Source organism: Streptomyces rubiginosohelvolus, assembly GCF_014649875.1.
In the GTDB taxonomy this organism is placed as follows: Bacteria; Actinomycetota; Actinomycetes; order Streptomycetales; family Streptomycetaceae; genus Streptomyces; species Streptomyces rubiginosohelvolus.
Genome location: NZ_BMTW01000026.1, coordinates 1 through 19,721, shown reverse-complemented (window position 1 = coordinate 19,721; position 19,721 = coordinate 1). Strand labels below are relative to the sequence as shown.

Below are 19,721 nucleotides of genomic sequence, written 5' to 3'. Positions count from 1 at the left end.
CCCTGCGAGGGTGTGTTGGGGGTGCAGGCCGGGCGGCCTGGCCGGGCCTCACCCCCCGGATGATCCGGAAGAGGGTGAGGGCCGGGCAGGTGGCCGGGTCAGCGGTTGGTGCTGGGGAAATGCGGTGCCCCGTCGGCCGGAGCCGACGGGGCACGTTGAAGCGGTGGGCGGGCAGCGCCCCGGCCTGCGAGGCCCGGGGCGGAGGGGCGTTCAGGTGGCCGGGATGCTGCCGCAGAACTGGCCGCCGGTGTCGACGCTGTGGCCCGGGCTGGGCGGTACGGCGGGTGTCAGTGCTCAGTGTCGGTGATGGTGGCGCGGGTGGCTTCTGCCAGGCGCGCGGTGAGTTGGTGGCCGGTGTCGACGGCGGCGGCGAGGTGCTCGACGAGTTCGTGGCTCAGGTTCCTGGCGCGGGCGCCGATCAGGAGGCCTTCCAGGTAGTGGATGTCGGCGAGGATGTCGCGGCGGGCTTCCAGGAGCCCGGGTTGCAGGTGGAGTTCGTCGGCGTGCAGCTGGGAGGCTGCGGCGGTGTGGTCGGCGGCTTCCCGGTTGGCGGCCGCGGTCTGCTCCGTAAGGAGTTCGTCGAGGTCCCTGGGGCTGGTATAGGCGTAGGACCGGCCTGACGATGCGAGGCCTGCGAGGGCCTCCCGGGTGAGTCGGAGAAAAGACACCGTGACCTCCACGGGGTGGGGACTGGGCAGGATGTTGTGCATGGCGGCCAGGGGGCCGGTGAGTCAGCGGATCGTGTTGCGGGTGCGGGCGAAGAACATGCCGCGGGTGGTGGAGCTGTTGTCGATCATGGTGTGCTGGGTGACCGGGGCCTCGTAGACGTTCGTGGTGATGGCCGCCCGCGCCTTGCTGATCGCGCCTCCGATCGCGGTCACGGTCATCGCGAGGCCGGCGAGGGGCAGGGTCACCATCAGCACGCTGTTGAGCGTGACTGAGGCGAGGCCGTGGAGGACCAGCCAGGCACCGCAGCCGACGCCGGTGATCCCGGCTCCGACACCGATGCTCGCGACCGCGATCCCGGCTGCCCAGGCCGGGACGATCCGGTGGTCTTCCTGCTTCACGGGCGGGGTGGGGCCGAAGGCGGGCGGCTCGGTCTTGTCGCGGAACGAGGTGGGGTGGTGGCGTACGGGCCGGGACGCCCAGTCGTCGAGCAGGCGTTGGGCTTCGGCTGCGGCCTCGGACTCGTTCAGGCCGTGCTGGGTGTGCAGGGGGTCCACCGGGGGTCTCCGATCATACGGACGGGAAGGCATTTGGGCCGGGGGAAACCGGTCTCGGGGAATGCTGCAACCGGCCTCTGTGGGCTGGTGGTTGCCGTCAAGCTGGGGTCGTCCGGCGCCCACAGGGGGGCGCCGGACTGGTGTGGGGAAGTGGGGTTTCTGGATGTGGTTCCTGTTCGTGTGCGGGTGGTGCGGCGAGGACAACGCCGTGTTCTGCGCCCGCACCGGGTTCTGGGGGACTCGGTTCGAGGACCCCGAGGAGTTCGACTGCTGGTGGTGCGAGGGCACGTCATGGACACCGGACGGGCCCTGGACACCGGCCGAGTGAGATGCGCTCTCAGCTGCGGCTCAGCGCCTTGATCGCGTCGAGCGCCTGGCGCGGGGAGCTGACGGTGTCGCGGCGTGCGGCAGGCTTCCCGCCGCGCCCTTTCCCGCTCCTCTTCGGAGCGGTCTCCTCGTCGTCCTCGTCGTCGGGCTCGGGCCCGAACTCACCGGGCCGGGGCGGCTCGGTCCAGTCGAACCAGAGGTCGCGGGCTTCGAGCTCGCGGATCTCGTGGTCGCTGAGGCTGGCGATGGTGTCGGGGAAGTAGTCGTCCAGGCCCTCGGAGAAGCTCATGAACAGGGTGCGCAGGACCTCGGGCTGCTTCGCTTCGACGATCCACCCGGCGCCGCCCGTGTTGGAGTTCGCGGGGGGCTCGGGCTCCCCGGACATGACCCGCTCGATGCGCCCGCGCTCCTCGGGGGAGAAGGAGCGGGGGAGAGGGGCGGGCGTGTTCTCGGACGGAATGCCCAGTGCTTTGAACATCCCCACGACCTTGCCGGGGGCGACCTTCAGGACGACGGGGATGCAGTTCTCACGGAGGTTCTCGCACAGCAGCTGCGTGAACCCGTCCTGCACGAAGATCGACTGTCCGGCGACCTTGAGGCCGATGCCGTACTTGCGGCCCTTGACCGACACGAGCTCGGCCAGGTCCATGATCTCCGCCCCGTAGAGACCGTGACGGGCGGCGGAAAGGAACTCGTCCAGGTAGGCGGACAGCATCCGGTACGGGCAGCCCGGCTGCTTCGGATCCCAGTCGTGGACCCTCCCGTCCTCCCACACCATCTCGCCGCGGATCTCCATCAGCGCGTCCAGCGCCCGCAGGAGCCGGATCATGTAGAGCGCCCCGACGCCGTACCGGTCGGTGTACTCGCCGAGCATGGCGGCCTTCTCGTCCGGCGCTTCGGCCGCGAGCCACACCACGGCCCCGAACAGGGCGTCGGCGGCGATGTGCAGGCCCATCAGATGGGTCTTGCCACCGCCGGAGGGGGCGACGAACAGGCCGTGCGCGGCACCGCGGTCGGTGTAGACCCGGTTGCGGGCCGGCTGCCCATTGCCGAGATACCCGGTCACCCACCGACCGTCCGCATCGGGGGTGAGCAGCTCCCGGGTGGCGGGGAACACCTGGGCCAGCGGGGAGCTGTCCCACAGGGACACCAGGACCTGGTTGCCGTCGATGGTGACGAACAGACGGCCCTCGTCGTACTTCGTCTTCAACGCGGCCGCCAGACCGTGCAGGTTGACCCTCGGCTCGCCCATCTCGTCGGGCACCTGCCCGATGTAGTGGGTGACCTTGCGCCCCTTGTCGCGGATCTTCTTGATGAACTCCGAGCCCGGGATCGGGCCGGTCGCCGCACCGATCCGGTCGGCCCACCACTCCGGCACGGTCGGCGTCCTGCTGCGGCGCTCGGCCTCGTCCGGCGTGAGATGCACCTCCAGCCACCCCGGACCACCCTGACGGCCGCCGCTCCGTGTCACTGCGGCGAACTTCACGAACGCCTCGTCGATCCCGAACGCGGCCGCCACCGCGGCCTCGCTGATACCGGCGATCGGGCGGCCCGGCTCGCTAGCGCGCAGCAGCAGAGTCAGGTCGTGGTCGGTGCCGGGGTGCGGGACGGCGGTAACGACCTGGGTGCGCCCCGGGTCCCCGGCCCGCGCCCACAGCGCCCGCACCTGCCGGGTGAAGGCGTCGGCCCCGTCACCCGGGACCACCTGGGCCGTCGCGGCGGGCTGGAGGCGCGCGGCCTGGGTGCGGGAGGCGAGGGCGGGGCGGTGGCTGCGCCGGGTGTGCCGTGAGAACGGCGAGACGATCCATCCGGCGGCCGCCCATCCGCCGGCGAGCAGCCCGTCCATCCACCAGGGGCCGAAGCCGGTGGTCACTTTGGCGGTGACGTCGACGGCGGCGGCCAGGACCAGCGGGGACCAGCGCAGGATCTTGCGCCCGGTGCCGGGCCCGTCGCTCTTGGCGGCGAGGAACCACCCGCCGATCCCGGCGGCTCCGGCCAGCTGCACGACCTGGTTGACGGGGCTGTCGGGGTAAAGGTTCGGGGCCACGGCCAGCACGGGCGCGGTCAGGGTGTAGGCGAGACGCTCCAGCACGACACTGCGCGGCGTGGACACCGGTGTTCTCCTTCGGGAAGCGGACGGGCACCCCCGGGAGCGCGGAGCTGCGGGGGTGCCCGTGGCAGTGATGGGTGGGGGTCAGCGGGCGAAGAAGCCCGGCTTCGGGGTGCGTTCGGGACGTCCGGAACGCACGGTGTCCAAGCCCTCGTACAGCCGGGCGTGCGTCCGCTGCGCCCCGGTGGCCTGCACAGCCACCTCGTGGGCGGTCGCCTGGAGCGTCTTCACCTCGACGGCGGCGCCGCCCAGGGCGACGGACACCTGGTTGGTCATCGCGACGAACTTCGGGTCCAGGTCCGCGTGGGCGATGTCCGCGGCCAGGCCCTCGGTGCGCGAGGCGTTCAGGCGCATGTTGTGCAGCAGCTGCTGGAGTTCGTCGGACGCGTGGTCCATGGCGGTGGCCAGGGTCTTGAGTTTGTGCTGGATGGACTTGTAGCGGTGGTCGGCGTCCGTCGGCGCGGCGAACGTGCCGGGGCGCGGTACGGGAGTGCTCATTGGCGGAACTGCCCTTTCTAGTCGTGGTGGACGGCGGCGGAGGCGTCGGCGAGGCCTGCGTCGTCCTTGGCCTGCATGTCCTCGCCGTAGACCCGGCCGACGGAGATCGCGGCGAGCCGGGCGGCCTCGGAGGCGGTCTCGCACTCGGTGGCGCACCGCTCGGCCAGTGCCTTCATCCGGGCGGCCCCGTCGGCCAGGTCCGTGACTGCGTCGACGACCTCGGAGGAGACGTTGTGGTCGCCCACCAGGTCGGTGGCCATGTCGCGCAGCGCGTCCGCGACCCGCCCGAGCGAGGCGCCCAGCTCCTCGGCGCGTTCCTTGTCGACGGCTGCCTTGATCGCGATGTTCACGATGTCCGTCAGGAACTCGCCGAAGGTGATGTTCGTGCGGTGCTGGGCGGCCATGGCGTGGCCTGCGGCGGGTTTGGTCACCTGTGATCCCAAAGGGTCCTCCTGGTCGGGTTCGGCGGCCCTGGTGGTGCCGGGGCGCTGGGTGTGGGGTTCGGGGGCGGGCGGCAGGCCCGGGGCGCCGGTGGTCAGTCCGGGCTGGCGGATCCGGTCCGCGCCGAACGGGTCGGCCGGGTCGTCCACGATCACCGCGTCCACCACGTCGTCCGACGCTCCCGGCCGGGAGCCAGCGGTGTCGGAGCGGTGCCCCGCGGCGGGACCGGCCGCCCCGCGGTCGCGGCCGGGCCACTCGGCGGTGTACTCCGGCGAGTGGGAGGCGAACAGGTCCTCGTACGGGTCCTGCGGTCCACCGTTCGGCGAACCGGCACCGCTCCGGTCCGCACCCGGGGCGGTGCGGTGCCTTCCGGGCTTCCACCAGCCGCCCCGCGAGCCCCTGGAGGCCCCGCTGCGGGCCTTTCCGGAGGCCTCCGGACCCTTGCGGCCTTCGGGGCCCGTACGAGGCTTCGAGCTGCCGTCAGGGCCCTTGCCGGGGGAGGGGCGGCGCTTCCAACGCCCGCCCTTTCCGGCGGAGTTGTCCCGCTGGCTCTTCCCCGGGTCCGGCTTGCCGGCGGGGTCCTTGCCAGCTGAGTCCCTGCCCGGTGACTTCGGGTCCTTGTTCCGGCTGCCGTTGACCGGGGCGTCCTTCGGCGCCTTCTTCCACTTCCCCCACCCGGTCTTGCTCCCCGCCCCCGAGGAGTCCTGCGAGCCAGGCCCCTTCTTCCTCGGGTCGGAGGTCTTCTTCGGAGCTGGGGTCCGCTTCGGATCGGGCACCTTCTTGGGATCGGGGGCCTTGCGAGCGCTGCTCTCGGGACGCGGCCGGGGTGGCGGCGTCTTCGGATCCGTCCGCGTCCGCTTCTCGGCCCGCCCCTTCTTCGTATCCGGGCCCTTCCGGGAGTCCGGGCCGCGCTTCGGATCGGGTCCCCTCCTGGAGCCGGAGTCCTTGCGCTGCTCGGGTCCCCGCTTCGGGTCCGGGGCCTTCCTGGGCGGCGAGTTGAGCTGCTTGCCCGGGGGCTTGGGCGGGTGCGGTTTCGCGGGTGAACTCGGGTTCCTGGATCCGCCAGGACGCGAGCCGCCGCCGGAGCCGGAGCCGGAGTTGTTCCTGCGGCCCCGGTCACCGAGCCCGGTACCGCCGGACTTCATGGACGCCGCATCGGCTTTGCCCCGCGCGGAGGCCTTGTCGGCCCGGGCCCTCAGCATCGCCTGACGCAGTTTGCCGTTCTGCTCCATCATCGCGACTTCCGCAGCGGTGCGGCCTTTCAGCAGCTCCGCTTTCCGTGCGATCTCCGCCTCACGGAAGGCCGCCTCATCCTCGTGACGCGACCGTGCCCGCTCCAGCCGGAATTCAAGCCAGTCTCCGAGCCGGTCAGCCAGAGAACGGCGCTGACCCGATTCCTCATCAAAATACTCGGCTTCTTCTTCCGCTTCGGAATCGACGGAATCAATTCCTTCGGAGCGTAGGGCGAATTCCGGATCGGGCGGCTGAGGAATTGCGGGGAATTCCCTATCGGATTCTTCCGGGGGGTCGGGTGGGTCTTCCGTAGTCCGGGGTTCGGGGAAAAGCCGGGAGGGGTCGGGAAGTGTCGGGGGGCGTCCGATGACGTCGTCCCCGGTAGGGAAATTGATGAGCTGGCCGGCGCGGGGCGGGCCCTGGCCGGGGGGCGGTTCGGTGTCGTCGGACACGGCTCCTTCGACCTCCAAGGGGAGTTGACAAACAGTGACGGTCTCGCGTACGCGTGTGCGCGCCTGGGCGGGTGGGCGTGTGGGCGCCTGGGCGTTGGGCCCCCCTCCAGACAGAACCGGGGCCCGTCACGGTCTTCGTGACGGGCCCCGGGTGCAGCGGGCGGTGTTACTGGGTGTGCTTGAGGTAGATCGCGTGCAGGTCGTGCGCCAAGGCCCGCAGGGCGGTGACGTCGCCGCTCTTGAGCCTCTTCCTGCCGTGCGTCTGGATCAGCATCAGCAGGAAATAGAAAGCGCCGAGGTCTTCCCCGTGTTTCTGGATGAAAGAATCCCGCTGTTCCATCAGGTAATCGCGGGAGCGCTGGGCGGAGAGTTCCGCTTTCAGAAGCGGGCGGCCAGCCATTACGCCGACCGCCTGTCGCTACGCAGGTCGTAAATCGACGCGGGCTCATCGTAGCGCACATTCCCCTGCTGCGGCGACTGCCCCGTGTTTCCCTGGGTGCTATTCAACTGGGGCGGGTTCCTCTTCCGGGCCTTCTCCAGCACCTTTTCCTTACGCTTCGCGTCGGCGGCGGCAACAGCCTCGTCGTGTGCGCGCCGCTGATAGGCGCTCTTTTCCAGACCCTTGGTGACGCCCTCGACGCTTTTCAGGACGTCTTTCAGCGCCTTTTCGACGGGCCTGGAACGCATCCAGGCGTCGTAGAAACGGTCGCCCTCGACGTGAGTGTGGCGGCAGTGGAGATGGATCTCGCGGGCGAGGATCTCCAGGTTGCCGCCGATGTCCAGCAGGACCCGCTGGACATCGGCGAGGTAGCGGGCGGTGGCGTCGGGGCTGGCGGCGACGTCGGCCAGCGGATTCTTCGTCTCGCGGTTCAGGGGATCGCTCATGGGATGTCTCCGAATCGGGCGGTGCTGGGGGCCGGCCTGGCAGCCGTGGCCCGCCACCAGGTCCCGTCGCGCCCCGTCCGGCAGTGCGGAAGGGGGCGGAGCGGGTCTGGGTGCGGCCATGCGCGGCCAGGACATACAGGGGAGGGGCGCGCCGGTACGGGCGCGCCCCTGTCAGGTGAGGTACTTGTCCGCGTCCACGGGCCGCAGCAGCCCGGCCTTCGACAGCAGCCGGATCGCACGGTCCTGGTTGACGGAGAGCGTGGTACGGACGCGGCTGATGTTGACGAACCCGTCCGTCTCGCGCGGCAGCTCCTGTACGAGCGGGAGCAGTTCATCATCGGTACGGGCGCGGGTCGCCGTACCGGTACGCCCGCCGGAGTCGCCCCCGGTGGTACGCGGGGGCCCGCCCGCCGTACCGGTACGGGCGGCGGGGACCGTATCGGCCGGGCTCGTACGGGCGGTGACCGTACCGGTACGGGTCCGGCCCTCGTACGCGGCGGCGCTCGTACGACCCGGGCTATCCGTACCGGTACGCGCAGCCCCGTTACGGGTGCCCTGTACGCCGCTTGTACGGTCGCCGTATGCGCTGGTCACAGCCGCATTCCCCTCGGCGGGGCCCTCGTGGTGCGAGGTGCCCCGTACAGGCTCCGTACCAGTCGCGCCGTGGGCCGTGCGTGCAGCCGCCGTACCAGTCGTCCCGCCGTACACGCCCGTACCAGCGGAGCTTGTACGGGCGTGATGCGAGGCAGCGTTGCCGTCCGTCCACGCGTCCGTACCGGTACGCCCGTCCGCACCGGCGGCTGCGGCCGTACCGGTACGGCCGTCCGTCGCGGTGGCCGTGTCCGTACCACCGTGTCCGTCCGTACCGGTGTCGTGCATGAGCGCGTGGACGCGCCAGATGACGGCCACGAAGATCAGTACGACGAACGTCGTCAGCGGCCACGGAGCCGACGCACCTTCTGGTACGAGGTGCGCCTGCTCCGAGAGGTGGTACACGACGTTGGCCGACGCCATCAGTACGAGCGCCGCCGGGATGTCCCGCTTGGCGCGGAACGCGGTGACGCAGTAGACGTCAATGCTGACGGGCAGCAGCGGCGCGACGTACTCGTTGATGCCGACCATGCGGGCCAGCTCGTACTCACCGGAGGCAGCGAGACCGACGCCGGCTGCGAGCGCGACCCACGGAGCGCCCTTCCACGCCTTCGCGCTGACGTTCTGCTGCCAGCCGTTCCAGCGGGAGCTGGCCTTCTTCGCCTCCCGGGCCTCCTCCAGCATCCGGCGAGCACGGGAGATGTCGGCCTCGGCCCGGTCGGTGATGCCCTTGGCCTTGCGCTCCGCCTCGGCGGTGATGCGGGCGGCCTCCTTCTGCGCGGCCTCCCGCAGCTGCCCGGCAACGGTCTTGGCCTCCTCGCGCAGCCGCTCGCGCTGCTTGTCGCACGCAGCCTTGAGCCCGGCGAGCTCCCCGGCCAGCGCGGTGCGCCTCTCGGCGGCCGCCGTGTCGAACTGGTCGGTGAGCTCACGCAGCTTCTCGCGCAGCTCAGTCCGGGCCTGCTCCGCCTCGGTGTGCGCCGCCGCCACATGAGCATCGGCTTCACGGCGCCGCTCATCGGCCGCCGCGACGGCACCCGTGTAGAGCTGCTCCGCCTCCGCCCGGCGGCCCTCGTACTGCTCGGCCGCAGTCCGGGCCAGCTCGGCGAACCGCTCACGGGCCTGCTCGACCTCCCGTCGCGCCGCCGCGACCAGTTCGTCGGCCTGCTCCTGGGCGCGGGCCAGAATCGCGGAAGCGTCGGTGCGGCGCTGGTCGACCAGCACACTGATCTCGGCAAGGTCGGCCTGCGCCAGGCGTCCCAGCTCGGCGACCGCCGTCGCCGTCACCTCGCGTTCCGTGGCAGCCAGATCAGTGATCTCAGCGACCTGCGTACGGGCCTCGCTCACCAGCAGCTCGGCGCGGCTCTGCGCCTGAGCCAGGAGCCGGTCGGCCTCGCCCCGCGCTGCCTCCACGTCGGCCTCGGCAGCCGCGCGCTGGGCGGTGACGCTCTGGTCCGCATTGACGAGGGTGTCCTCGGCCCGGGTCTGCGCCTCGGCCATCATCACGGTGACCTGCTCGTGCGTCTCGCTGATGGTGCGCGCGGCCGCGCTCTCGGCCTCGGCCTGGAGAACGGCGGCCTGCTCGCGGGCGGTCTCGATGATGTCGGCGGACCGGTCGCGGGCATCCGCGACCCGGGCCAGCGCCTCGTCGCGCACCTCTGCCGAACCGGTCGCCGGGGGAACCTCGGCCGCGGCCGTCGGAGCGTCCGGCGCGGGGGGCTGGGGGACTGCGGTCTTGCGGGCCCGGTTCGGCTTGCGCCGGGCGGGCTTCGTACGAGCGGCGGTCGCCACGATGGGGCTCCTTCAAGAGGTTCGCGTACAGGTCGGCCCCGCCATGGAGCTGGCGGGGCCGACCTGCACGCGGCGGTGAACGGGAGGGTCAGGCGGCCCGCGCGTTGGAGGCGGAGGGGCCGTGAGTGCGGGCGAACCGGGCGCCTGCGGTGAGCAGGGCGGTGATGTCGGCGTGGGTGCGGTGCTGGCGCTCCGACCAGGCCGTGGCGCGGGCGGAGGGCGATCCGGTGTGGGCCTGGATCAGCCGGTCCAGGACGTAGCCCGCCACGGTGGCGGTGTCGGCGTCGGTGCTTCCGTGCGCATCGTCCTCACCGACGTGGCGCAGCGCGGTGTCCAGGGTGCGCCGCGGGTCGAGGCCGGGGCCGATGTCGTCGTGGAGGAACCGCAGGACCGCGCGGACCATCTGCTTGACCGTCAGGGACTCGTCGTAGGCAGGGCTGGCGTCGTTGGTCCGGCCCTGGTCCCGGTCCCGGAAGTAGGTGGTCACGCGGATCCAGCCGTCCTCGTCGAGCAGGGCGGCTGTGGCCTCCAGATGGCAGGCCACAGCCTCGCCGGAGGACTCCTCCCCCGACGGGCCGGTCCACACCGAGCCGTAGGACTGGGCCGCGAGTTCCTGCGCCTTGCGCAGCGTGGCCTCGGTGAACACGACGCCGGGGATGGGCGTGGTCTTGGGCATGTAAGCCTCTTCTCAGGGCTGGTGGGTCCGGGCTGTCCGGCTCCCCTCGGCCCTGCCCGTACCAGCTCGCGGCCGGGACGGGCAGGGGAGGCAGCGGGCAGGCCGTCAGTCTTCGAGTTCGCCGTCCGGGTAGTCGTGGAGGCGGGCGGCCTCGGCGAGCACCCGGTGCTCCTGGGCGTACTCGGCCTGGTGGCGGTGGCCCGGGGTCCCGGGAGTCGCCTGAGCGAGTACGCGCTCGGCGGATTCGGCTTCCTCGACGTGGTAGGCGATGGCGTCGGTGCGCTTCATGCCGGGGGTTCCTCTCGGCGGGGTGGTCTGGGCTGTCCGGCTCCCCTCACCGTTGAGCCCGCGCGACGTGCGGTGAGGGCGGGGCTCAGCGGATCGGGCAGCGGGCAGACCGTCAGGCGGCCAGGCGGAGCGGGCGGGGCCGGCGGAAGCAGGCCGCGGCGTGCTGCTGGGCGAAGGCGTGGTCGGCGGCGAGCGTCCAGGCGTACTCGCCGCAGCCGGTGCAGTCGCTGCTCAACGTTCCGTCGGGGTCCGTGTAGACGTACACGGTGGCCCCGGCCTGGGTGGACATGGCGCCCACGGTCCCAGAGGCAGCGATGGAGGTGATGGTGGCGGTCATGAGGCGCCCTTCTTACGGAGGTGGGTGAGGTAGGCGTCCTGCAGGCGGCTGAACCGCTCCCACAGCGGGGTGCCGTCCGGGCAGCCAGGCTGGGTGGGGGTGCAGGTGTCGCAGTCGTCGGCGTGGTCGGCCCAGGTGCGCCGGGCCTCCATGTAGCGGGTGTGCAGGTCAGCGGGCACGGCGAGCCTTCTGTGCGGGGTGGATCGCGTACACGGGGTGGCCCCGGTCCCACGCCCTGGCGGCCGCCGTGGAGGCGGCCGCCAGGAACGCGAGGGTGAGCGGGTGGGCCAGGCCGTGCAGGGTGATGGCCCGGACCGCGAGGTGCTGCGCGGTCCGGGCGGCGCGTATGACCGTCACTTCGGGCGGGACTCGCTGCGCTTGTTGGCGTCGCGGACCTTGTCGCTCAGGTCCTTGCGCTCTTGGTCGGTCAGCGCGGTGACGCGGGGGCAGTCGTGCCCGGTGCAGCCCCACCGGTGGCAGAGCCCGCAGGCGTCGTCGGCCATAGCCGGACGGTGCAGGATCAGCACGGGCTGCCGCTCGTAGCCGGGGTACATCTCCTGGAGGGTGCGCCGGGCCCGACGGCCGGCCGCGGCGGCGCGGTCGTCGCCGTCGACCACCAGCTGCTGCACGAGCTGCTGGAAGGTGTCGGTTTCGTCGCGCTCGAATCCGCGGCGGTTGTCGTCGCGGGTCATGTCGTCGGCGAGCCCGGCGCGAGGGTGCGTCAGGGTCGATGCGATGCTGTTCATTGCGCTACTGCCCTTCGATCGAGGGTGGTTGCGAAGACGCGCCCCCGGGGGCCTAAGCCCGGGGGCGCGTCGCTTTCCGGGGCCGGTGACCCCTAGTAGCTGCTGTACGAGCAGCCACGGCCCCGTCCGCCCCGAGTGCTCCCAGGCGGCCGGGACCGTGGTTGTTCGTCGAGGTCAGACCGCGATCGTCAGCGGGGCGAGCGGGACGTCCGGACCTCGATACTCTGAGATGGCACCCGCAGGGCGGGCCCGTACGGAGTTGTTGGCCTCCTCGATCGCCGTACCGGCGCGCTTCGCCAGGGTTGCCTTCGAGTCGCCGGTGGCTTCGGCGTGCCGGGACCAGATCCTCGCCGCCCGGCAGCGCGTGAGAAGGGCTTCGACCCGGGCCTCGCGATGGCGCTGCTGCTCGGTCCGCTCCAACTCCTCGTATGCGGCGGCGAGACGCGCTCCGCCCGCACAGCGGTAACTGCCGAGGCAGCGACTGCCGCTGGCGCTGGACCGGCACCGTCGCAAGTGATCGCGGTACGCGGCGAGAGCCTCACCCGACGTCGTCGGCATCGGGGACATCTGCATGACCGGTTTGGCCGGAGCCGGGATCGGCTTGAAGTGCTGAAGGGCGGAGCGGCGACCGGTGGCCGTGCTGTCGGCGGCGAGCATCGCTTCGCCCCACTGCTCGATGCTGATGTCGAGCCGGACCGGCTGGTTGCTGCCGGGGCAACGCGGGTGTTCCTCGCACTCGGCCGCGCGGCCGGTGCAACCGCGCGGGCAGTGCTCGCGGATCTTGAGCTGTGTTTCACCCATCAGCCTGCGCCAGGTTTCGCAGTCGGGGCAGACGATCGTCATGATCTCGCCCTCGCGGACGTTGATGTTCTGAGGCTGGATGGTGCTGAGCAGCAGCGGCTCGCGACGGTTGTCGCGCTTGGTCCGGACACGGCCGGGACGCTTACGGGACATGAGGTCTCCTCGTTCGGGCTGGAGCGGTGCTGCCTTCTCCGCCCGGCAGGCCACCGGTCATCCGGCAGTCCTGACGGGCAGACAGCGCAACAACGCTGTTCAGGGGTGGAACGGGTGGAGCTATTCGGTACAGGGGCCGTCGACCGGGGGAGCGCGGGCTCGACCCCTTGCCGCCACCTTGGGAGGTGGTGACGCCTGCTGTTTTGCGGTGCTACAAACCAAACAATGAACCCTTCTAGAAGGGTTGTCAACCCTTCTAGAATCGGGTTCACTGGAGCTCATCAACCAAAGGAGTCGTCGTGCCTTCGCCTAAGCAGCCGCCGAAGTGGCGACAGATCGCTGACGAGATCGCAGCGGAGATCAGAGACGGCCACTACAGTCCTGACCAGCGGCTTCCTTCAGTGCAGTCGCAGGTCGCCGCAGGTAGAGGAGCCACCGCAACGGTTCATCGTGCGTACCAAGCGCTGGAGGCGGAGGGGCTTGTGCGAATGGTGTTCGGGAGCGGAACAGTCGTGCTGGGCCCGGGCGATTCGCCGCGCACTGTGGTCACGGGCGCGGCTCGTCTGGATCGGCTTCGCCGGACCGGGCAGCCCCTCACGCCCGGCGAGACGTACGCGAACGCGCAGTCTGTGATCCGTTCATGTGCTGATCCAGAGGTCGCAGCACTCCTCGGTATCGAGCTGTACGACGAACTCGTCATCCGCAGCCGCACGTTCATGCGAGGCGAGCGAGCGATCACCCTGGCCCTCAACTTCATTCACATCCGCGCTCTGAGCGTTCTGCCTGAGCTGCTCGACGCTGGCCCCATGCCGAAGTTCCGTCACGACCTGTACGCGGAGCGCACCGGGCAGCAGCTGACAGCCGGCCCTCAGAAAAGTGCTGCCCGCTTCGCTTCGACTAACGAGCTCGCCGAGTTTGGTATCGACGTACCCCCGGACGCGCCCGTTCCTGTTCTCGTCCTCCGCACGGTCTACTCGGATGATGACGGTCCACTTGAGGTGTGGGAGGACATCCTCCGCCCCGGAATGTGGCACGCCACTCCGTGAACGGGATATGGCAGACAGACGCCATAACCGCATCCTCTCGGGGTGAAACGCCGTCAGCAGGCTCGGGGGGCCGCGGTATCGACACGTTGCCCCCAAGGCCCTGCGGCATGGGCGCGCGGCGGTATGGTGGCGTCTGACGTAGATCGAAAATGCGAGTGGCCCCTACGACCGGCTTGGCAACCGGGAGGGACCACTCGGGCCAAAGACCTTGTGGTGGAGGTCGTTTGGCCGACGCTCACTCCTAGGAGACAGGAGGCAGCGACGTGATCAGGGTACCCGTACCCACACGCGCACACACTGCACCCCGCCGCGGGGTCAGCGACCTTGTCGGTCGCTGGTCCTTCGACGGGGTGTTCGTGCTGCCTGAAAGCGCCCCGGCCCGCACCTCTGCCGAGGGGGTCGGGATGACGTAGGTCCTTCTGGGGCGGCACCCATACGGGTCTGCCGCCCCGGGCCTCCGAGCCGCGAGGTGATTGCAGTCGCCTCAGCTGGAGCGCCCTTCTGACACCGGGGAGCTTTGCAGAGCTTCCCGAAGGGATTGCCCGTCCGGTTGCCGCCGGTCGAGCAGTTCAACAAGGTTTCTCCCAGAAACCGAAGCCCTCCAGGGGCTTTGTCGTGCCAAGAGGCGAGCCCCTTCAACACGGGAGCCATTGTGCACGACGTTTCGTGCTGCGGCCAGCTTCGGCATGCCCGCACAACCACTTCCCGCCCTGAATTCGCGCTGCGGTCCGGCCCCAGAGTGACGAAGCTCACTACTGGACTCCTGCTCAGCGGGCGTGGCGGGCGGGGTCGCTACGCCCGTTCGGGTGTTTCTTCGGCCTGTGCCGGGGCGGTGCTCCGATGAGTCTCCTGGCCCCGCCGAGAAGTCGGATCCCGTCCCCGCGTACGACCGAAAGCCCTGAGATCGCCGCCACGGTCGATCTGCTCGTCGAGATGCCGGACGAGCAACTGGTGGCGGAGGAGGACCAGGACGTGGTCCGGACGCGGTCGCGGCGCGCGGAGCCGCGGGCGTGGATGCGCGCGGTGGTGTGGCTCGTGGCCGCCGGGCTGCATCCCGGCGCCGGGCCGTCGACCGTGTTGGTCGCCCGTGATCTCTCGGTCCGTATGGACTACCGCCGCGGCATCGTCGTCTACGGCCTGGCAGGGGTTGTTAAGCGGACCGGGCTGTCGCCGGCGACGGTCAAGCGGCACGTACGGGTGCTGCGGGAACTCGGTGCGCTGGTCTGGATGGTCCATGGCAGCAAGCGCAACCTCGCGGCCCCGGGCGAGAAGTACATGGCGACGGCGACGATCTACGGTGCGGTGATTCCTCCGGCGTACGACGACGCGCTGGGGCACCGGCTGACCGGGTCCGGGTACGCGGCCCGGGTGTGCGGCGTGACTCCGGCGGGCCGGGTGCTCGCGGTCGCTGGGGCGTCGGCACGGGCCGAGGACCGGCAGGAGCAGCGTCGTACGAGCCGGTCCGGCCAGGGTGTTCGGCGCGGTGTCCGTACGGCCCGGCCTGGGGATATCTCGGCTGTGGACAAGGCCTGCTCAGCGGAGCGTGAGCCCCATTCTCCTGGTCGCTACCACCGAGCACCTGCAGTTGATGTTGAGAGGGGTTGTAACTACATTCCGCGCGAGCGCGCGAGCTGCCGCAAAGCACCCGTCTCCGCCCCGAAGATCAGCTTGAACTGCGACGGTTCCCGTCGTACGGCCGCTCAGACGCGGGCCGGGATTGCGGTCGTTCAGCAGGTCAGGCCGCTGGTCAACTGGACTCAGCGGGAAGGCCTCCGGCAGTTGGAGGTTGCGCTCCGGCCCCTTACGGACGCTGGGTGGGATGCGCACATGATTGCGGCGGAGCTCCACTCCTGGATGCTGACCTGGAGCCCTGCCCGGCCCGCCGCCTACATCCGGGTCCGCTTGGCGCGGCAGGCCGCCGCCGAGCACGCTGCGGCGGCCTACGACGAGGCCGAGGGCTGGGACGAGGTGGTCGCCACCAGGGCGTTCACCGTGCCGCGGCCCGAGCTGGCGCTCGACGTGATGCGGGGCCTGGTCGAAGGGATGGCCGCCTATTCCGCCCGCCAGGCCGAGCAGGGACTCGATGACCTGTCCGACGCTGACGCGGCCGCCGACATGGCCGCCTTCCTCGAAAGGGTTCCGGCATGACCGACACCGCACCCGCAGAAGCGAGCGGCGTGGACCTAGCCCGTGTCGCGCTCCGTGCCGCCCTCGCGGCCGCGAAGTCCGCACCGCGGCAGCGCCCTCGCCGTACCGGAGCGTCTCCGTCCCGCCAGTCCCGTTCCGGAGGGCGGGAGCCCGTGGCCCTGGGCGCGGCCGTCAGCCGGATGATCGCCGAGCAGGGCCTTGAAACCGGGGCAGCTGGCGGGCAGGTACGACGCACCGTACTCAGCCAGTGGGACACCATCGCACCCGAGCTGCAGGGCAAGGTCCAGGCCGTCCGGTACGACGACGCGACCCGCACCTTGCACCTGCGCCCCTGCTCACCGGCCTACCGAACCCAACTCGTTCTACATCAGAAGGAGATCGTCGCCCGTGTGAACGCCGTGGCCGGCACGGGCACCGTGTCCTGCCTGGAGATCCTGCGGCCCGGCGCTCCCGACCCGCAGGTGCGGGCTGAGGGCTCTCCGGCGGCCCTCGCGCCGCCACCGGCTGCGCGCCCAGCCCCAGGTGAGCCGACAGAGCCCTGGGCTCGGGACCCGAGATACCTCGAAGCCCTGGCTGCGCACCAGCAGACCTGGCCGGGACGGCAGGAGACGGATCAGGTCATCCGTGCGAAAGCGGAGCGGCAGATCCGCGACCGCCTCCGCGAGCCCGAGCGCTGGTTCATCGAAGGCCGTCGGGCGGCGCCCGACCGCCCTGCCGCGCGCGACCGGGCCAGCGGAACCCGGTCCAGCGACGTGGCTCGGGCACGAGCTCTGCAACGGATCGCCGCCGAACGCGCCGCCCTCAGGTAAGGATGCTGTCGGCGATCTTCGAGACGTCGGGCGACAGGAAGCCCCCGTGCTCGTCGTAGCCGATGTGCCCCGCAGCGAAGAGCCTGCCGTGCGACTCGATGAACTCGTCGAGGGAAGTCTCGTCAGGGTCCAGCAGCCCGTGACTCTCCTGGTGGGAGGCGATGAGGGCGGCGGCGTACCGGGCATCAGTCCCTGTGATCCGGCCTTCGGCGATGCCGCACATCGTTGCGATGGCGTCCAGGGCGAACGAATCGCCTTCGATGGTCAGCTGCGTGGTCGGCGGGTAGACGCGGCCGTCGATGACGGTGGCCTCTTCGCGGAAGACGAGCGGATACAGCGGGCGGCTGGCGACTTGGCGGGAGACCCGGGGCTTGGGCACCTTCCGCTTCTTGGCCGCACGTCGAGCTTGATTGTTCTTTCCCACGAGGACATCAACGACAAGACCGGCGCTCCGGATGTGGTCGGCACCAGCACCCTGGCCTGATGGACTAGTGCTGGTCTGCCGTGGAGAGCGGTGTGGGAGCCGACGCGCTCGCGCTCCAACACGTCACCCATACCCTGCAACGACTCGCTGCCGAACGAGCCGGGCTGAACAGCCCCACTCCAGAGCCGCGCCCGGCCTCTGGACCGTGTGGCGTGAGCGCAGGATCATGGAGCCGGGAAGGTTCTCTGGGACCAGTGCCGGAGGCGTGTCAGCCTCGTTGTGCTGGGGGGGAAGGCACCTGGGAGAAGAGGACGGACGCGCCGAAGAAGCGTAAGAAGAACCGCAAGGCATCTCGGAGTTCAACGCCCACGATGACGTCACGAGCCTCGCAGCTTGCCCACTCCCCAAGGATCCCGGCGAAGAACCCGCCTATGGTGATGGGCACTTCGACGAAGACGCAGAGTACGACGGCGACGAGAACTACCCCGAGTCTGACTTCCGCACGCACTTCGTCCGGCCGGCCGATGCCGTCGCGGCGGTGCGAGCGAGCGACCAGTGGGAGTGGGTCGGATGCATCGACGGCTCTCGAAGAGATCCGCGGCTTTGGGCACATCGAAACGTTCGATGGCCAGCTGCAGTTCGGTGAGCGTCCCGTTCAGCGAACGACGGATCCTCGCTATATCCATCGCGCTCATGCTTGGGCGGCCTGTTGTCCGGCGCTGGAAATCGGTCTGCCATGCTGTGCCGCCGCTGGGTCGCACGCGCCCGCTAACCATGAGCTGCCCCCGAATCCCCTAGCACCACGGTGTCACTACCCGACTATGGAGTTCAGCAACCCATCGGTGTATGGAGCGCTGCGCGCCAGATTCCTGGCCCACGGCAGGGGAGCGGGGCCGACGTCGTGGAGGGGCTATGCCCGCCGACGTGGGGAGCACACGTGCCGTTGCCCAGGCCGGCGGAGGCCGCGGGACTATCCCCACATGCGGGGAGCGGGCCTTCCGACGGCGAAGTCCTCGCCGGTCTACGGTCCATTCCCGCGTGTGGGGAGCAGGCGGGCATCCGCGCGACGTGGCTGTACCAGCGGGGATCATTCCCGCACGCGCGGAGAGCACGGCGCCGACGAGGACCCCGTTGCTCCAGTGGCCGACTCACCTCCGCTCGCGCGGAGAGCACCGGTACCTCGACTGGCTCTTCTGCGGGTGGTACGGCTCACCTCCGCTCGCGCGGAGAGCACTCCAGCACGGCGCCCAAGACGCTCACCATCATCGGCTCACCTCCGCTCGCGCGGAGAGCACCGCGGAGGTGAGCGCGTCGTGAGCACGACGATCGGCTCACCTCCGCTCGCGCGGAGAGCACGCCGGGCTGGACGGCCAGCACGGTCTGCCGGCCGGCTCACCTCCGCTCGCGCGGAGAGCACCGCCGAGTGGGCGCAGATCAACGCCGTGCGGGCGGCTCACCTCCGCTCGCGCGGAGAGCACGACCGCCTCTGTGGGCGCTCCACCATGTACGGCGGCTCACCTCCGCTCGCGCGGAGAGCACCTCAACCTCGCCGATCCGGCGATGGCTCAGCACGGCTCACCTCCGCTCGCGCGGAGAGCACGGCAGCGGGTAGGGGGCGACGAGCATCGGCTGCGGCTCACCTCCGCTCGCGCGGAGAGCACGTCTCCTTCGCGAACGCGTTGGCCTGTGCGATCGGCTCACCTCCGCTCGCGCGGAGAGCACGCGGCAACCTTCGCCGCCGGTCTCCCCATCGGCGGCTCACCTCCGCTCGCGCGGAGAGCACGCGGCAACCTTCGCCGCCGGTCTCCCCATCGGCGGCTCACCTCCGCTCGCGCGGAGAGCACACGCAGTCCCGTGCGACGAACCGCCGGTCGGACGGCTCACCTCCGCTCGCGCGGAGAGCACCATCATGCGGGTGATCTCCGAGACCGGGTCGGCGGCTCACCTCCGCTCGCGCGGAGAGCACCATCATGCGGGTGATCTCCGAGACCGGGTCGGCGGCTCACCTCCGCTCGCGCGGAGAGCACGGATTCGGCGGCCAGTGCCGCACCGTGCGGAACGGCTCACCTCCACTCGCGCAGAGAGCACGTGGTCACCGACAACCCGCGCTACGCCGCCTACGGCTCACCTCCGCTCGCGCGGAGAGCACCGGCGGGCCCTTAGGCTCCATGCGCAGGACGCCGGCTCACCTCCGCTCGCGCGGAGAGCACTCACTGACCGTCTCAAAGCAGCGCTACATCAGCGGCTCACCTCCGCTCGCGCGGAGAGCACGCAGCCGGTCTCGTGGCAGGTGCCCGGGCCGCCGGCTCACCTCCGCTTGCGGGGAGAGCACGAGTTCGGGGACATCGACTACATCGAACTGGACGGCTCACCTCCGCTTGCGCGGAGAGCACGAACTCTCCGGCCCCGACGGTGGCGCAGTCCCCGGCTCACCTCCGCTTGCGCGGAGAGCACCCAGCCATGATGCCGTTGGTCCTGGCAACCCACGGCTCACCTCCGCTCGCGCGGAGAGCACTGTGACGGTCAGGTCCAGGCCGGGCAGCTGGACGGCTCACCTCCGCTCGCGCGGAGAGCACCTGCGGAGTTCCGGTGTCAGGTTGACGAGCAACGGCTCACCTCCGCTCGCGCGGAGAGCACGCCTACCGGGCCGGGGCGCGGATGGCCGTGCACGGCTCACCTCCGCTCGCGCGGAGAACACGACTGCCAGGCCATCGGCAACGGGGCCAACGGCGGCTCACCTCCGCT

At 70.7% G+C, this 19,721-nt stretch carries 20 protein-coding genes and 1 CRISPR repeat array; of the genes, 4 read left to right on the top strand and 16 right to left on the bottom strand.

Annotated features, from left to right (window positions below; genetic code table 11):
• Nucleotides 1–287 precede the first annotated feature (287 nt).
• Nucleotides 288–668: a hypothetical protein gene (locus IE134_RS33240; RefSeq protein WP_189432711.1), complete on the bottom strand. Its 381-nt coding sequence runs from the start codon at nt 666–668 to the stop codon at nt 288–290.
• A gap of 63 nt (nt 669–731) precedes the next feature.
• Nucleotides 732–1,223 carry a hypothetical protein gene (locus tag IE134_RS33235; protein WP_189432704.1) on the bottom strand — a complete coding sequence of 164 codons (492 nt, stop codon included), beginning with the start codon at nt 1,221–1,223 and terminating at the stop codon, nt 732–734.
• A 163-nt stretch (nt 1,224–1,386) separates the two neighbouring features.
• Here IE134_RS33235 and IE134_RS33230 point away from each other — a divergent pair, with 163 nt between their 5' ends.
• The gene (locus IE134_RS33230) at nt 1,387–1,551 is read left to right on the top strand and encodes a hypothetical protein (RefSeq protein ID WP_189432702.1); all 165 of its coding nucleotides are present in this window, start codon (nt 1,387–1,389) and stop codon (nt 1,549–1,551) included.
• A gap of 9 nt (nt 1,552–1,560) precedes the next feature.
• Here the strand turns inward: IE134_RS33230 and IE134_RS33225 are convergent, their stop codons facing one another.
• From IE134_RS33225 to IE134_RS33165, 13 genes are all read right to left on the bottom strand, one after another.
• Nucleotides 1,561–3,663: a chromosome segregation protein ParM gene (locus IE134_RS33225; RefSeq protein WP_189432700.1), complete on the bottom strand. Its 2,103-nt coding sequence runs from the start codon at nt 3,661–3,663 to the stop codon at nt 1,561–1,563.
• Between the two features lie 81 nt (nt 3,664–3,744).
• Nucleotides 3,745–4,158 (bottom strand): conjugal transfer protein TraB, encoded by a 414-nt coding sequence (locus IE134_RS33220; RefSeq protein WP_189432698.1) that lies wholly within the window; start codon nt 4,156–4,158, stop codon nt 3,745–3,747.
• Between the two features lie 17 nt (nt 4,159–4,175).
• Nucleotides 4,176–5,834, bottom strand: coding sequence for an ATP/GTP-binding protein (locus IE134_RS33215; RefSeq protein WP_189432697.1), 1,659 nt, complete (start codon nt 5,832–5,834; stop codon nt 4,176–4,178).
• A gap of 616 nt (nt 5,835–6,450) precedes the next feature.
• Nucleotides 6,451–6,684, bottom strand: coding sequence for a carbohydrate ABC transporter (locus tag IE134_RS33210; protein ID WP_189432696.1), 234 nt, complete (start codon nt 6,682–6,684; stop codon nt 6,451–6,453).
• A complete protein-coding gene (locus IE134_RS33205; RefSeq protein WP_189432695.1) occupies nt 6,684–7,169 on the bottom strand; it encodes a hypothetical protein in 486 nt (161 codons plus the stop codon). Before IE134_RS33205 ends, IE134_RS33210 begins: the two co-directional genes overlap by 1 nt.
• Nucleotides 7,170–7,340: 171 nt before the next feature.
• A complete protein-coding gene (locus IE134_RS33200) occupies nt 7,341–9,548 on the bottom strand; it encodes a coiled-coil domain-containing protein (protein ID WP_189432694.1) in 2,208 nt (735 codons plus the stop codon).
• A gap of 88 nt (nt 9,549–9,636) precedes the next feature.
• The gene (locus IE134_RS33195; protein WP_189432693.1) at nt 9,637–10,224 is read right to left on the bottom strand and encodes a DUF6197 family protein; all 588 of its coding nucleotides are present in this window, start codon (nt 10,222–10,224) and stop codon (nt 9,637–9,639) included.
• A 105-nt stretch (nt 10,225–10,329) separates the two neighbouring features.
• Complete coding sequence (locus IE134_RS33190) at nt 10,330–10,512, bottom strand: hypothetical protein (protein WP_189432692.1); 183 nt, start codon at nt 10,510–10,512, stop codon at nt 10,330–10,332.
• Nucleotides 10,513–10,624: 112 nt separating this feature from the next.
• Nucleotides 10,625–10,849 carry a hypothetical protein gene (locus IE134_RS33185; protein WP_189432691.1) on the bottom strand — a complete coding sequence of 75 codons (225 nt, stop codon included), beginning with the start codon at nt 10,847–10,849 and terminating at the stop codon, nt 10,625–10,627.
• Entirely contained in the window at nt 10,846–11,028 is a 183-nt protein-coding gene (locus IE134_RS33180) for a hypothetical protein (protein ID WP_189432690.1), read from the bottom strand. Before IE134_RS33180 ends, IE134_RS33185 begins: the two co-directional genes overlap by 4 nt.
• Nucleotides 11,018–11,206 (bottom strand): hypothetical protein, encoded by a 189-nt coding sequence (locus IE134_RS33175; protein WP_189432689.1) that lies wholly within the window; start codon nt 11,204–11,206, stop codon nt 11,018–11,020. The genes IE134_RS33180 and IE134_RS33175 overlap by 11 nt, the downstream gene beginning before the upstream one ends.
• A complete protein-coding gene (locus tag IE134_RS34360; RefSeq protein ID WP_229823828.1) occupies nt 11,203–11,595 on the bottom strand; it encodes a hypothetical protein in 393 nt (130 codons plus the stop codon). Before IE134_RS34360 ends, IE134_RS33175 begins: the two co-directional genes overlap by 4 nt.
• 174 nt (nt 11,596–11,769) lie before the next feature.
• Nucleotides 11,770–12,549, bottom strand: coding sequence for a hypothetical protein (locus IE134_RS33165; RefSeq protein WP_189432688.1), 780 nt, complete (start codon nt 12,547–12,549; stop codon nt 11,770–11,772).
• A gap of 299 nt (nt 12,550–12,848) precedes the next feature.
• Between IE134_RS33165 and IE134_RS33160 the strand changes: the two genes are divergently transcribed.
• The 3 genes from IE134_RS33160 to IE134_RS33150 all read left to right on the top strand — a co-directional run bounded on the left by IE134_RS33160 (nt 12,849) and on the right by IE134_RS33150 (nt 16,552).
• The gene (locus IE134_RS33160; RefSeq protein ID WP_189432687.1) at nt 12,849–13,595 is read left to right on the top strand and encodes a GntR family transcriptional regulator; all 747 of its coding nucleotides are present in this window, start codon (nt 12,849–12,851) and stop codon (nt 13,593–13,595) included.
• A 933-nt stretch (nt 13,596–14,528) separates the two neighbouring features.
• The gene (locus IE134_RS33155; RefSeq protein WP_189432686.1) at nt 14,529–15,743 is read left to right on the top strand and encodes a cell wall protein; all 1,215 of its coding nucleotides are present in this window, start codon (nt 14,529–14,531) and stop codon (nt 15,741–15,743) included.
• A gap of 152 nt (nt 15,744–15,895) precedes the next feature.
• The gene (locus tag IE134_RS33150) at nt 15,896–16,552 is read left to right on the top strand and encodes a DciA family protein (protein ID WP_189432685.1); all 657 of its coding nucleotides are present in this window, start codon (nt 15,896–15,898) and stop codon (nt 16,550–16,552) included.
• On the opposite strand, the gene IE134_RS33145 is transcribed toward IE134_RS33150, so the two are convergent.
• Nucleotides 16,545–16,931 (bottom strand): hypothetical protein, encoded by a 387-nt coding sequence (locus IE134_RS33145; protein WP_189432684.1) that lies wholly within the window; start codon nt 16,929–16,931, stop codon nt 16,545–16,547. The genes IE134_RS33150 and IE134_RS33145 overlap by 8 nt on opposite strands.
• A gap of 1,189 nt (nt 16,932–18,120) precedes the next feature.
• A CRISPR array of direct repeats spans nt 18,121–19,674; the repeat unit is 29 nt; unit sequence CGGCTCACCTCCGCTCGCGCGGAGAGCAC.
• Nucleotides 19,675–19,721: the final 47 nt, after the last annotated feature.